The organism is Brevundimonas sp. (assembly GCF_030682035.1).
Lineage (GTDB): Bacteria > Pseudomonadota > Alphaproteobacteria > Caulobacterales > Caulobacteraceae > Brevundimonas.
On the sequence record NZ_JAUXQZ010000016.1, the window covers coordinates 25,516 to 38,488 of the forward strand.

General features: G+C 67.9%; 12 protein-coding genes. 11 read left to right on the forward strand and 1 reads right to left on the reverse strand.

From position 1 onward, the window contains the following. The first annotated feature begins 68 nt into the window (after window positions 1-68). Complete coding sequence (locus Q8K49_RS03135) at window positions 69-512, forward strand: response regulator (RefSeq protein WP_305303993.1); 444 nt, start codon at window positions 69-71, stop codon at window positions 510-512. Between the two features lie 84 nt (window positions 513-596). Next, window positions 597-1,841 (forward strand): MFS transporter, encoded by a 1,245-nt coding sequence (locus Q8K49_RS03140; RefSeq protein WP_305303994.1) that lies wholly within the window; start codon window positions 597-599, stop codon window positions 1,839-1,841. Here the strand turns inward: Q8K49_RS03140 and Q8K49_RS03145 are convergent. Continuing rightward, a complete protein-coding gene (locus Q8K49_RS03145; protein WP_305303995.1) occupies window positions 1,832-2,710 on the reverse strand; it encodes a LysR family transcriptional regulator in 879 nt (292 codons plus the stop codon). The genes Q8K49_RS03140 and Q8K49_RS03145 overlap by 10 nt on opposite strands. A gap of 154 nt (window positions 2,711-2,864) precedes the next feature. Here Q8K49_RS03145 and Q8K49_RS03150 point away from each other — a divergent pair, with 154 nt between their 5' ends. From Q8K49_RS03150 to Q8K49_RS03190, 9 genes are all read left to right on the forward strand, one after another. Beyond that, window positions 2,865-3,290 (forward strand): heme-binding protein, encoded by a 426-nt coding sequence (locus Q8K49_RS03150; protein ID WP_305303997.1) that lies wholly within the window; start codon window positions 2,865-2,867, stop codon window positions 3,288-3,290. A 5-nt stretch (window positions 3,291-3,295) separates the two neighbouring features. Beyond that, window positions 3,296-4,330: an amidohydrolase family protein gene (locus Q8K49_RS03155; protein WP_305303998.1), complete on the forward strand. Its 1,035-nt coding sequence runs from the start codon at window positions 3,296-3,298 to the stop codon at window positions 4,328-4,330. Then, window positions 4,327-5,232 (forward strand): VOC family protein, encoded by a 906-nt coding sequence (locus Q8K49_RS03160; RefSeq protein WP_305303999.1) that lies wholly within the window; start codon window positions 4,327-4,329, stop codon window positions 5,230-5,232. Before Q8K49_RS03155 ends, Q8K49_RS03160 begins: the two co-directional genes overlap by 4 nt. A gap of 30 nt (window positions 5,233-5,262) precedes the next feature. Then, window positions 5,263-6,126, forward strand: a complete 864-nt coding sequence (locus Q8K49_RS03165; protein WP_305304000.1) for a fumarylacetoacetate hydrolase family protein — start codon at window positions 5,263-5,265, stop codon at window positions 6,124-6,126. Then, entirely contained in the window at window positions 6,126-7,700 is a 1,575-nt protein-coding gene (locus Q8K49_RS03170) for a bifunctional 3-(3-hydroxy-phenyl)propionate/3-hydroxycinnamic acid hydroxylase (RefSeq protein WP_305304001.1), read from the forward strand. Before Q8K49_RS03165 ends, Q8K49_RS03170 begins: the two co-directional genes overlap by 1 nt. 47 nt (window positions 7,701-7,747) lie before the next feature. Next, the gene (locus Q8K49_RS03175) at window positions 7,748-8,722 is read left to right on the forward strand and encodes a tripartite tricarboxylate transporter substrate binding protein (protein WP_305304002.1); all 975 of its coding nucleotides are present in this window, start codon (window positions 7,748-7,750) and stop codon (window positions 8,720-8,722) included. Between the two features lie 251 nt (window positions 8,723-8,973). Beyond that, complete coding sequence (locus tag Q8K49_RS03180; protein ID WP_305304003.1) at window positions 8,974-9,225, forward strand: GlsB/YeaQ/YmgE family stress response membrane protein; 252 nt, start codon at window positions 8,974-8,976, stop codon at window positions 9,223-9,225. A 7-nt stretch (window positions 9,226-9,232) separates the two neighbouring features. Beyond that, on the forward strand, window positions 9,233-10,027 hold the full coding sequence (locus Q8K49_RS03185) for a transglutaminase family protein (RefSeq protein ID WP_305304005.1): 795 nt from the start codon (window positions 9,233-9,235) through the stop codon (window positions 10,025-10,027). Window positions 10,028-10,189: 162 nt separating this feature from the next. Continuing rightward, the gene (locus tag Q8K49_RS03190) at window positions 10,190-12,937 is read left to right on the forward strand and encodes a PAS domain S-box protein (RefSeq protein WP_305304006.1); all 2,748 of its coding nucleotides are present in this window, start codon (window positions 10,190-10,192) and stop codon (window positions 12,935-12,937) included. Window positions 12,938-12,973: the final 36 nt, after the last annotated feature.

Sequence of the window (12,973 nt, forward strand, 5' to 3'; positions counted from 1 at the left end):
GGCGATCGACGTCCCCAGGCGGCCCGGTGTCCGTTTACCTTGGCGGATTGGAAAAAAACGGGGCAGCCATGGTGATCAACACATTTCTGGTCGAAGACCGCGCGGACATACGCGATACCCTGATCCAGGCGATGCAGGAAGTCGCGCCCTGCCGCTTCGTCGGCCACGCCGACAGCGAAAGCACGGCCCGGCAGTGGCTGCACACACACACCCACGACCAGGACTGGCAACTGGCCATCGTTGACCTGTTCCTGGCCGATGGTTCGGGCTTCGGCGTGCTCAGGCATTGCCAGCAACGCCGCCCGGAGCAAAAAGTGGTGGTCCTCACCGGCTACAGCCACGAGAACATCGTCAGCAAATGCCTGGAACTGGGCGCCGACGAGGTCTTCGACAAAACCGGCGAGCTGGAAGAACTGGTCGCCTACTGCAAGGCCCATGCGGCCAGCCTGGCGCTGGAGGCCGCGCCGCCGGCCGCCTGGGCGGTGCAGCCCTTCGGCTCCGTGCGGCACTGACAGCGGCCCCGGCGGCCAGGCGATCGGCGCGGGGCGCGTGACTGGCCCGGGCCATCGTGTACGCTTGCCGCCATGAATTCCGCCGTGGCTCCAGCAGCCAGTCCGCCTCCCGCCCCCACTTCCCTGCGCTCCGTCTGGATCATGCTGCTGGCGCTGACCACGGCCTTTGCGCTGAGCCAGTCCTGGCGCAGCGTGGCCGCGCTGATGGCCGCGCCGCTGCAGGCCGACTTCGGCCTGAGCCCGCAGGCGCTCGGCCTGTTTGCCGGGGCCTTTCACTTTGCCTTCGGCGCCATGCAGCTGTTCATGGGCATAGGCATCGACCTGCACGGTGTGCGGCGCACCGTGCTGACCGCCTTTCCGGTGGCGATTGCCGGCTCGGCCGTGTCGGCGATGGCCGGCAGCTACGGCATGCTGGTGGCCGGCCAGGTGCTGATCGGCATTGGCTGCGCCCCGGCCTTCCTGGTCTGCACCGTCTTCATCGCGCGCAACATGCCGGCCGACCGGTTTGCCGCGATCTCCGGCATCACCCTGGGCCTGGGCGGCATCGGCATGCTGCTGACCGGCACGCCGCTGGCCTGGCTGATCGAGGCCTCGTCCTGGCGCATGGGCTTCTGGGTGCTGGGCGGCATCGCGGCGCTGTCCTGGCTGCTGATCTGGGCGCTGGTACACGAGCCGGTGCAGCCGGCCCACAACATCCACCCGAAAGAGTCGGTGCGCCAGGCGCTGGCCGGTTTCGGCGCGCTGTTCACCCTGCCGCACACCGTGGGCATCATGCTGCTGGCCTGCGTCGGATATGCCTCCTTCATCGCGCTGCGCGGCCTGTGGCTGGGCCCGCTGCTGATGGAGCGCCACGGTTTCTCGCTGGTGCAAAGCGGCAATGTCGCGCTGGTGATGTCGCTGGCCTCGCTGTTCGGCCCGCCACTGTTCGGCTGGCTCGACCCCGGCCCGCTGCACCGGCGCCGCTGGATCACCGGCTTCACGCTGCTGCTGGCCGCGCTGTTTGCCGCCTTTGCCATGACCCACATCACCGTGATCGACGTGGTCGGCCCGGTGGTGATCGGCGTCTTGTCGGGCTTCATGGTGCTGCAGTACGCCGACGTGCGCTCGGCCTACCCGGCGGCCATGACCGGCCGTGCCATGGCCGTCTTCACCATGGCGATTTTCCTCGGCGTGGCGGCCATGCAGTGGTTCACCGGGCTGGTGGCGTCGGTCGCTGTCAGCTACGGCGCCGAGCCCTACACCGCCGTGCTGGCGGCGATTGCGCTGCTGCTGGCGCTGGGCGCGCTGGCGTTCACGGCGCTGCCGCAGCCGCCCCGGGTTCAGTCATGAGCGGCCGCGAACAGCGCCTGCACCATGCCGCGCAGCCAGAGGTTGGCCGGGTCCTTGTGCAGCCGCCGGTGCCAGAACTGGTGCACCGCGATCACCGGTGACTTGATCGGCGCGTCCACGATGCGGATGGTGCCGTAACGGCAGCAGACATCGGCCAGGTCGCGCGGCACCGTGGCGATCAGGTCCGAGTTTTCGATCACCGGCAGCAGGCTCATGAAGTGCGACAGCTCCAGCAGCACCCGCCGCTTGAGCCCGCGCTGCTCGAAGAACTGCTCGAACACATGCTCGCGCCCGTCCGGGCGCACCACCGCATGCGACAAGGCCATGTAGTCCTTCAGCGTCAGGCGCTTGCCGACCGTGGGATGGTCCTGGCGGACGATACACACATGGGCCGTGTCAAACAGCTTTTGCTGGAAAAATCCGGCCTTCTGCAGGTCCGGGAAATAACCGATCGCAAGGTCGGCCGCACCCGCTTCCAGCGCTTCCGCAGCCGCCGGCCGTGACCTGGCCAGGGTACGCAGCTGCGCAGCCGGCGCCTGCTGCGACAGGTGTTCCAGCAGACGCGGCACAAAGTTCACCTCGCCGATGTCCGGCGTGATCACGGTGAAGGTCCGCTCGGTGCGGGCCGGGTCAAAACCCGAGCGCTGCAGGATCTCGCCCCTGACGGTATCGATGACGCGGCGCACCGGGATCGCCAGTTCCTCGGCACGCGGCGTCGGTTTCATCTCGGCGCCGGTCTTGACGAACAAGGGGTCATCAAACCAGCCGCGCAGGCGCGCCACGGCCGCGCTCATGGCCGGCTGGCTCAGGCCGATGGCCTCGCCGGCGCGGGTCACGCTGCGGTGTTCGACCATGGCGTCGAACGCCACCAGCAGGTTCAGGTCGAGCGCCCTTATATCCATTTTGTATCCATGCCGTGGATTGTATGTATCCACGACATTGGCTATCTGGATGCCGCTGGCGTCCCTACACTCGGCGTCGCGCCCCGCAGCACAGAGATTTCGACAGGAGACAAGACAAGACATGAGCGCATTGACACTGGCGCAAGCCAACACCATCGCCAATGCCGCGCTGGACGCATCCCGCCAGGCCGGCTACAAGCCCATGGCCGTGGTGGTGCTGGACGCCTCCGGCCACCTGAAGTCGGCCCAGCGCGAGGACGAGGCGAGCATGTTTCGCGTCGATATCGCCACCGGCAAGGCCTGGGCCGCCATCGGCATGGGCGCCGCCAGCCGGGTGCTGGGCGAGCGCGCCAAAGACAATCCCAACTTCTTCGTGAGCCTCGCGGCCACCGCCCAGGGCCGCTTCCTGGCGCAAACCGGCGCCGTGCTGATCAAGGACAGCGGTGGCAAGCTGCTGGGCGCTGTCGGTGCGTCGGGCGGCACCGGCGACGAGGACGAAGCCATCTGCATCGCGGGTGTGCAGGCGGCCGGCCTGCAGCACGGGTGAGCCGCATGGCTGTTTGCGCCTGCGGCATCGACGTGCATGCACACGTCGTCCCCGAGAACTTTCCGCATTACCGGGGCCGCGCCGTGCCGGCCTTGTGGCCGTCCAGCGCCGCCGCACCCGAGGCCGGTGGCCTGTGCCACCGCCACATCATGATTGCCGGCAAGAACTACCGCACGGTGTCGGAAAAATGCTGGAGCCCGTCGCGCCGCCTGGCCGACCTGCCGGCGATGGGGCTGGCACGGCAGGTGATCTCGCCGATGCCCGAGTTGTTGTCCTACTGGTTCGCGGCCGCCGACGCGCAGCAACTGCTGCGTTACCTCAACGAGCAGATCGCCGCCATGGTGGCCGACGCCGGCGGCGCGCTGATCGGTCTGGGCGCGGTGCCGCTGCAGGACATCGACATGGCGATCGCCGAGCTGCGCTACGCCGTGGAGACCCTGGGTTTTGCCGGCGTCGAGATCGGCAGCAACATCAACGGCGTGGCCATCGGCGACCCGCGTTTCCATCCCTTTTTCGCCGCCTGTGAAGCCCTCGGTGCGGCGGTCTTCGTGCACGCCCTCAAGCCCACCGGCATGGACCGCCTGGTCGGCCCGGCGCCGCTGCAACAGGTGCTGGCCTACCCCACCGATGTGGGCCTGGCGGCGGCCTCGGTCATCACCGGCAACCTGGTGCTGCGGCATCCGAAACTGCGCATCGCCTTCAGCCACGGCGGCGGCACGCTGGCCAGCCTGCTGCCGCGGCTGCAGCAGGGCTGGTCGGTGTTTCCCGCGCTCAGGGAACAGGTGGACAGCGCGCCGGCGGAGCAGGCGCGTCGCCTGTACTTCGACACCCTGGTGTTCGACGCACCGACCTTGCGCCACCTGGTGCAGATGTTCGGCGAGACGCAGCTGATGCTGGGCACCGACTACCCCTTCAACTTCCACGAGCGCACGCCAGTGGCGCGCATAGCAGCCGCAGGTTTCGACAGCGCCAGCGCCGAACGCCTGATTCACCGCAACGCCGAGGTTTTTCTCGGCCTGCCCACAAGGACACAGCCATGAGCTCCCCCTGGATACAGGCGCTGCGCAGCGTCGCCCTCGAGCTGCCCGACCTCGAGAAGGCCGAAGCCTTCTACACCCAGGTCTGGAAACTCAGCGTGGTGGCACGCGAACCCGGGGTCCTCTACCTGCGCGGCACCGGCCCCGACCACCACCTGCTGGCCCTGCATCAGGGCGGTGCGCAGGCGCAGATCCGCCATGTCACCCTGCGCGCGCGTTCGCGCGAAGCGCTGGACGCGATTGAACACGCCGCGCTGCAGGCCGGCGGCAGCATTGCCTCCCCCATCGCGCCGCTGGACGAGCCGGCCGGCGGCACCGGCCTGACCTTGCGCGACCCGCACGGGCGGCTGATCCAGGTGGTGTTTGGCGACCGCCAGCACAGCGACACCCCAAGTCAGCCCGACAGCCCGATCCGGCTGGCCCACGCCGTGCTCAATGCCAGCGACCTTCCCGCGGCGCAGGCCTTTTTTGAGCGCGCGCTGGGCTTCCGGCTGGTGGACCGCACGCGCATCATGGCTTTTCTCAACTGCGACACCGACCACCACAGCATCGCGCTCGGCGACACCGACAACAACGCGCTCAACCACATCGCCTTCCTGATGCCGGCGCTGGAAGCCGTGATGCGCGGCGGCGGCCGCATGAAAGATGCCGGCCACGGCATCGAATGGGGCCCGGGCCGCCACGGACCCGGCAACAACGCCTTCAACTACTTTATCGACCCCTTCGGCGTGGTCATCGAATACACCGCTGATGTGCAGCAAATCGGTGCCGACTACCCGGTGGGCAGCCCCGACGACTGGACCTGGCCGCCCGGCCGGGTCGACCAGTGGGGCATTTCCGCACCACCCAGCGCGCGGCTCAAGCAAGCCCAGCGCGCCGTGTTTTTTGTTCCCTCCGCGGCCTGAGCTGCTTATTTTTTCCCAGAGAACCTTTCCATGAAATTCACCACCTTTCTCCACAATGGACAAGCCCGCCTCGGTCTCGTCGACGGCGCGGATGTGATCGACCTGAACGCGGCCCAGCCCCAGGTGCCAGCCGACCTGCGCGCAGCGCTGGCCGCCGGTGTGGACCTCGCCGCCGCCGCGAAAGCCGCCCTCGCCAGTGGCGCGCCGCGCCTGCCGCTGGGCAGCCTCACGCTGGCGCCGTTGCTGCCCGAGCCCGGCAAGATCATCTGCCTGGGCCTGAACTACTTCGACCACGCCAAGGAAGGCGGCCGCGAGAAACCCGAGTACCCCTGGTTTTTCCTGCGTTCGGCGACCTCGCTGCTGGCGCACGGCGGCAAGGCCCTGCGCCCGCGCGTGTCGGTGCGTTTCGACTATGAGGCCGAGGTCGCCGTGGTCATCGGCAAACGTATCAAACACGCGAGCATGGACAAGGCGCTGGACGCGGTCTTCGGCTACAGCTGCTTCAACGACATGTCGGTGCGCGACTACCAGAAGAAAACCCCGCAGTGGAGCATAGGCAAGAACTTCGACCGCACCGGCGGCTTCGGCCCGGTGCTGGTGACGGCCGACGAGTTGCCGCCGGGCGCCAGCGAGCTGCGCATCCAGACGCGCCTGAACGGCCAGGTCATGCAGGACGCCAACACCCGCGACATGATCTGGGGCGTGGCCGAAACCATCAAGCTGGTCACTGAGTGCATGACGCTGGAGCCCGGCGACGTGATCGTCATGGGCACACCGGCGGGCGTGGGCCAGGCGCGCACGCCACCGGTCTGGATGAAACACGGCGACGTGGTCGAGATCGAGCTCGAGCGTGTCGGTGTGTTGTCCAACACCGTCGAGGACGAGGCCGCCTGATGATGCCGCCGGTGTATGACGTGGCCATTGTCGGTTTCGGCCCGACCGGCGCCGTGGCCGCCGCCTTGCTGGGGCGGCGCGGCCTGCGCACCTTTGTCTGCGACCGCCAGCGCGAGGTCTACGACAAGCCGCGCGCGATTGCGCTAGACCATGAAATCATGCGGGTGTTCCAGGAGCTGGGTCTCGAAGAGGAACTCGCCGCCTTCACCGAGCCCTTCACCGACTCGCTGTTTTATGGCGTCGATGGCACGCTGATCAAGCGCATGTCCACGGTGCCGCCGCCTTACCCCATGGGCTACACGCCTTCGCTGGTGTTCACCCAGCCGCGCCTCGAGGAAGTGCTGCGCCGGCATGTGGCCGGCCTGCCGTCGGTCACCCTGGCACTGGGCCAGGCCGTGACCGGCCTGCAGCCAGGCGGCGAGCAGGCCACGCTGAGCCTGCAGGGCGAGGACGGCAGGTTATCCACGGTGCAGGCGCGCTACGTCATCGCCTGCGACGGCGCCTCCAGCACCGTGCGTGGCCTGGCCGGGATGCCGCTGGACGACCTCGGCTTCGACGAACCCTGGCTGGTCGTCGATGTGCTGCTCAATGAACGCGGCCTGGCCAAAGTGCCCGCTACCAGCGCCCAGTACTGCGAGCCGCAGCGGCCCTGCTCCTACATCATCGGCCCCGGCAATCACCGGCGCTGGGAAATTTCCATCAACGAAGGCGAAGACCCGCAGCACCTGGCCACACCCGAAGGCACCTGGCCGCTGCTGGCGCGCTGGATCACGCCCGACGATGCCACGTTGTGGCGCCAGGCCAGCTATCGCTTCCACGCGCTGGTGGCGCGCGACTGGCGCCGCGGCCACGTCTTCCTGGCCGGCGACGCCGCGCACCAGCAGCCGCCCTTTCTGGGCCAGGGCATGTGCCAGGGCATACGCGATGTGGCCAACCTGTGCTGGAAGCTGGACGCCGTGCTGAGCGGCGCGGCGCCGGACGCCCTGCTGGACAGCTACGGCCCGGAGCGCAAGGCGCATGTCACCGAACTGACGCGCCGCATCAAACACATCGGCCAGCTCATCGGCGAACGCGACCCGGTGGCGGCGCGCGAACGCGACCGGACGCTGCTCGCGCAGGCCGGCGGCGAGGTCAAGCCGACACCCCGGCAGGATGTGCAGCCGCCCATCGGCAGCGCAGGCGACACCGCCTGCTGCCTCGCAGACGATGCCCACGCCGCGCGCGGCACGCTGTTTCCCCAGCCCTGGATCGTGCGCCCCGGCGGCCGGCTGCGGCTGGACCATCTCGCCGGCACGGGCTGGCGCCTGGTGCTGGCGGCCGCTGCCGGCGACCGTGTGCGCGCCAGCGCCCGTGAGCACGCCGGCGACGACGCCCTGACGCTGATCGACCTGGCCGATCCCGCCTGGCGCGAGGCCGATGCGGTGCTGGCCGGCTGGATGGCCCGCCACGCGTGCCAGGCCGCGCTGGTCCGGCCCGACCACTATGTGTTCGGCATTGCCGACAGCGCCGCAGGGCTGGAGGGCCTGCGGGTCCAGCGGTCCCGCCACACCCGCAGCGCCCTGCTTGCCGCATGAAACATTTGAAAACGCGTGAATTGAACAACAACCCAGGAGACAACACCATGAACCGCCGTCACTTCGCCCTTTCCCTCAGCTCCCTGTCCATCGCCGGCTGGCTGCCGCTGGCCCAGGCCCAGGCCTGGCCGGACAAACCCGTCCGCTTTGTGCTGTCGCAACCGGCCGGCTCCGGCCCCGACAACGTGGCGCGCCTGCTGTCGGACCGCCTGGCCAAAGGCTGGGCCCAGCCGGTGGTCATCGACAACAAACCCGGTGGCCAGAACATCACGGGCGCGCTGGTCGCCGCCCGCGCGCCGGCCGACGGCGCCACCTTTTACTTCGCCACCACCGCCGCGCTGGTGACCAACCCGCTGCTGTTCAAGACCCTGCCCTATGACCCGCAAAAGGACTTCGTGCCGGTGGCCTTTGTGGCCAAAAGCCCGTTCGCCATCCTGGTCGAGGCCAGCTCGCCGCTCAAGACCATCGAGGACCTGATTGCCCGCTCCAAAGCCGAGCCCGGCAAGCTGACGCTCGGCAACGAAGGCCCGCGCACCTTCAGCGGCATGATCGCGCGCCTGTTCAATGCGCGTTCGGGCGCGCAGGCCAACCTGGTGTCCTACTCCTCGGTCGGCGTCGGTTCGCAGGACCTGATGGGCAAACACATCGATGCCATGGTCGCCGACCTGGCCTCCACCGCGGCGCTCGCCAAACAGGGCCGGCTGCGCGTGCTCGCCACCAGCTCGCTCAAACGCGTGGCGGGCTGGGAGCAGGTGCCGGCGCTGTCCGAACTGCTGCCGGGCTTCGACATGGTCGGCTGGTTTGCGGTGGTGGCGCCCAAGGGCACGCCGCAGGCGGCCATCAGCCGCGCCAACCGCGACATCAGCAGCCTGCTGGCCGACAAGGAGGTGGCCGACCGTATCGCCACCATCGGCCCGATCGCCGAACCCGGCCTGTCGGTGGAGCAGGTGGCGGCCTTCCTGGCCAGCGAACACACCCGCTGGGCCGCCATCACCAGGGAAATCGGCGTGTTGCCGGAATAAGCCAGCCCGCCAGGCAGCTATTGTTTTAATAGCTGCCTGCGCTTGCCAGTCCTGGGCCGGAGGCCGATTTGCCTTCTGAGCCAGCGGGGGTGAGGGCGCTTCCGCCGGCGCGGGGGCGCCTGTGTCTGCATGGTCCTACACGCCGCGCCTCGCTTCTCCGATAGCTCGCTGCCCGGGTGCGGTGGATGCTCTGTTGTCTTCGGGCCGGGCCCGTTTCACGTCAACACCTCCAACTCTCTCGAAAGACCACCATGGGCATTCTCTGGACCATCCTCATCGGCTTCATCGTCGGCATCGTCGCCAAATTCCTGATGCCCGGCCGTGACCCGGCAGGTTTCATCATCACCGTGATCATCGGCATCGTCGGTTCGGTGATTGCCACCTACCTCGGCCGCTTCCTCGGCTTTTACCAGGTCGGCGAGTCGGCCGGCTTCATCGCCGCGGTGCTGGGCGCCATCATCCTGCTGTTCGTCTACCGCGCGGTCACCGGCAAACGCGGCTAGGCGCGCCATGAAGCTCAAGGCCAGCTGCCACCTGACCGTCCACACGGTGGGTGACTGTCCCATCGTCGCGATGCTGCGCCCGCGCAGCGGCCAGGCCCAGTGGATCGTCAGCGACCGGTATGAGCTGGACCCCTGGGTGCCGACCACCGAATACGTGGACGGCTACGGCAACCTGTGCCAGCGCCTGGTGCTGCCGGCCGGCGAGATGAAGATCACCGTCGAGGTGGTGATGGAGGTGGAAGACCAGATCGCGGTCCAGCCCGACGCGCCACACACGCCGGTGGCCGAACTGCCCGGCGACGTCTTGCATTACCTGCTGCAAAGCCGCTACTGCCCGTCCGACAAGATGTTCGAAAAGGCACGCGAGATCGTCGGCGACACCCCGCCGGGTTATGCCCAGGCCGAAAAAATCCGCGCCTGGATCAATACCAACCTGGACTACAAATACGGCGTGAGCGAAGCCACCACCGACGCGATGGACACCTTGGGCCACGGCGCCGGCGTCTGCCGCGACTTTGCGCATGTCGGCATTGCCCTGTGCCGCAGCCTGCAAATGCCGGCGCGCATGGTGGTCGGCTACCTGCACGAACTCGACCCGATGGACTTGCACGCCTGGTTCGAGGCCTTTGTCGGCGGCCGCTGGTACACCTTCGACGCCACGCAGAAAGAGCCGCGCGGCGGCCGCATCGTGCTGGCCTACGGGCGCGACGCCGCCGACGTGGCCTTCATATCCGACTACGGCGCACAACCGCTGGAAGTCCGCGAGATGAAGGTCGATGTCGGCACGGTGGACGACCAGTAGCCCTCAGCGCGGCGGGTGTGGCTAGGGATAACCCCGGCAAATACCGCGGGCCGCTGACCGCCGCGCGGGAGAAAATAACCCATACTGACTACATCGCGGCAGCACACGTTTGGCCCGTTCCACAAGGCAAGCGCGGTAAGCAAGCACCAACCCCTGAAGCAGATGGCGCAAGACAAAGCAACACCGCAGAGCCTGCAGGACCGCGTGCAGGCGCTGACGCAGCTGAACGAGGAGCTGCAGCAGCAGTTGCGCCAGCAGGCTGAGCGGCTGGCGGCGTATGAGCGCGCCGCCGGCGCCCTGGCCAGCGACCAGCAGTTCACCAGCGCCTTCGAAAACGCCGCCATCGGCATGGCCGTGCTGGGCACCGACTTCAAGCGCCTGCGCGTCAACCGCGCGTTTTGCGAGATGTTCGGTTATTCAGAGGCCGAACTGCTGGGGCCCAACGCACCCGATGTCACCCATCCCGAGGACGCCGGCGAAGACATCCTGCAGCGCCAGCGCGCGCTGGCCGGCGAAATCGAGACCTACCAGCGCGAGAAGCGCTACAAACACAAGTCCGGCAGCATCGTCTGGGCCGTGCTGAGTTGCTCACTGGTGCGCGACGCACAGGGCAAGCCGCTGCACTTCATTTCGCAGTTGCAGGACATCACCGAACGCAAGCTCGCCGAGCAGCGCTCACGCGCCAACGAGGAGCGTTTTCGCGCGCTGGTCGAGTTGTCCAACGACTGGTTCTGGGAGCAGGACGAGAATTTCCGCTTTGTCCAGATCGCCGGCCAGGTCGCCGACATGGGCGCGCTCACCAGCAACAGCAGCATCGGCAAACAGCGGCATGAGTTGCCGTATGTGAACATGGACGAAAGCGTCTGGGCGGCGCACGAGGCGCAGCTCCAGCGGCGCGAGCCTTTTCGCGACTTCGAGGTCTCGCGGCTGGACGGCAAGGGCCGGGTGCGCCACCTGTCCATCAGCGGCGTGCCCATCTACGATGCCTCGGGGCGTTTCACCGGCTACCGCGGCACCGGCCGCGACACCACCGAGATGCGCCGCTCCAGCGACCGCGTGCGCGCCAGCGAGCAGCAATTGCGCGACATCACCGACACCGTGCCCGCGCTGATCGCCTATGTCGATGCCGACCAGCGCTGCCGTTTCCACAACCGCGCCTACCAGGAGGCCTTTGGCCTGTCGAGCGAGGAGATCCTGGGCAAAAGCATGCGCGAGCTGATGGAACCGGCGTTTTACGAAAAGCTGCGCCCCCGGGTGGAAGAGGTGCTGGCCGGCTACCCGGTGGTGTACGAACGCAAGCAGCGCTCGTCGAACGGCGATGTGCGCGACTATGTGGTCAAGTACTTCCCGCGTTACGGCGATGGCGAGGACGAGGGCAAGGTCATCGGCTTTTATTCGCTGGCCACCGACATCACCGAACTCAAGCGCATCGACCGCCTGAAAAGCGAGTTTGTCTCGACCGTGAGCCATGAGCTGCGCACCCCGCTGACCTCGATCCGCGGCTCGCTGGGCCTGGTCTCCGGCGGCATGGCCGGCAAGCTGCCCGACCCGGCCATGAAGCTGATCGACATCGCCAAGAACAACTGCGAGCGCCTGATCCGGCTGATCAACGACATCCTCGACATCGAAAAAATCGAGTCCGGCAAGATGCAGCTGGAGCTGCAACCGATGGCGCTGCTACCGCTGTTGACCCAGGCCGTTGCCGCCAACCAGGGCTACGGCCTGGCCAACAATGTCAGCCTGGCACTGCAATGCGACGACCCCGGGCTGCAAGTCAAGGTCGAGGCCGACCGGCTGACGCAGGTGGTGACCAACCTGCTGTCGAATGCGCTGAAGTTCTCGCCCGCCGGCGGCGTGGTCGAGGTGCATGTGCTGCGCGCCGGGCTGGGGGTGCGGGTCGAGGTGCGCGACCACGGCCCCGGCATCCCCGAGGAATTCCGCTCGCGCATCTTCCAGAAGTTTTCGCAGGCCGACTCGTCCGACACCCGCCAGAAAAGCGGTACCGGCCTGGGCCTGAACATCTCGCGCGCGCTGGTCGAGCGCATGGGCGGGAGCATCGGGTTCGACAGCCGGCTCGGCGAAGGCACGACGTTTTTCTTCGAGCTGCCGCTGTGGCGCGGGCCGGCCGACGCCGCGACGGCGGCGCCGCGTGCGCGCATCCTGGTCTGCGAAGCCGACCTCGACGTGGCCCGGCTGATCGCCATCATGCTGGACAAGGCCGGCTTCGATACCGACCTGGCCCACAGCGCCGAGCAGGCTTCGGTGCTGCTGGCCGCCGGCCGCTACGACGCCGTGACGCTGGACCTGCGCCTGCCCGGCCAGGGCGGCGGCACCTTCCTCAACAGCCTGCGCCAGAACGAAGCCACGCGGGCGCTGCCGGTGATCGTGATCTCCACCCTCACCGGCGACGGCCAGCTCCAGCTCGACCACACGCCCTCGTCGGTGTCGGACTGGCTGAGCAAGCCGATCGACGAGGCGCAACTGGTGGCCGCCATGCAGCGCGCGGTGGCCGACCTGCACGGGCGCAAGCCGCGCATCCTGCATGTGGAAGACGACATCGACATCCAGCACATTGCCGCGAGCATCGCCGCCGACTTCGCGACCTTCGAGTTTGCCGGCAACCTGGACCAGGCACGCGCCGCGCTGCGCGCCCAGCCCTTTGACCTGGTGCTGCTGGACCTGACGCTGGGGAGGGAATCCGGCTGGGACCTGGTGGAACTGATCGACAGCCTGCAACCGCGGCCCGCGCTGGTGGTGTTCTCCGCCAGTGAGGTGCTGCCCGATGCCAAGACCCGTCCCGACGCGGTGCTGCTCAAGGCATCGACCTCCAATGCCGACCTGCTGGAAACCATAAGGCGCGTGCTGAAGGTGCCGGCGGCGCCACCTTCCGGCAGCTCCTCGGGCCGCTAAACGCTCCTGTTTTGATAGCTGCTTGCGCTTGCCGGG

Excerpts from the sequence above, each read along its gene's own strand:
- Q8K49_RS03135 (WP_305303993.1), top strand. The coding sequence starts at position 69 with ATGGTGATCAACACATTTCTGGTCGAAGACCGCGCGGACATACGCGAT.
- Q8K49_RS03150 (WP_305303997.1), top strand. The coding sequence starts at position 2,865 with ATGAGCGCATTGACACTGGCGCAAGCCAACACCATCGCCAATGCCGCG.
- Q8K49_RS03155 (WP_305303998.1), top strand. The coding sequence starts at position 3,296 with ATGGCTGTTTGCGCCTGCGGCATCGACGTGCATGCACACGTCGTCCCC.
- Q8K49_RS03160 (WP_305303999.1), top strand. The coding sequence starts at position 4,327 with ATGAGCTCCCCCTGGATACAGGCGCTGCGCAGCGTCGCCCTCGAGCTG.
- Q8K49_RS03165 (WP_305304000.1), top strand. The coding sequence starts at position 5,263 with ATGAAATTCACCACCTTTCTCCACAATGGACAAGCCCGCCTCGGTCTC.
- Q8K49_RS03170 (WP_305304001.1), top strand. The coding sequence starts at position 6,126 with ATGATGCCGCCGGTGTATGACGTGGCCATTGTCGGTTTCGGCCCGACC.
- Q8K49_RS03175 (WP_305304002.1), top strand. The coding sequence starts at position 7,748 with ATGAACCGCCGTCACTTCGCCCTTTCCCTCAGCTCCCTGTCCATCGCC.
- Q8K49_RS03180 (WP_305304003.1), top strand. The coding sequence starts at position 8,974 with ATGGGCATTCTCTGGACCATCCTCATCGGCTTCATCGTCGGCATCGTC.
- Q8K49_RS03185 (WP_305304005.1), top strand. The coding sequence starts at position 9,233 with ATGAAGCTCAAGGCCAGCTGCCACCTGACCGTCCACACGGTGGGTGAC.
- Q8K49_RS03190 (WP_305304006.1), top strand. The coding sequence starts at position 10,190 with ATGGCGCAAGACAAAGCAACACCGCAGAGCCTGCAGGACCGCGTGCAG.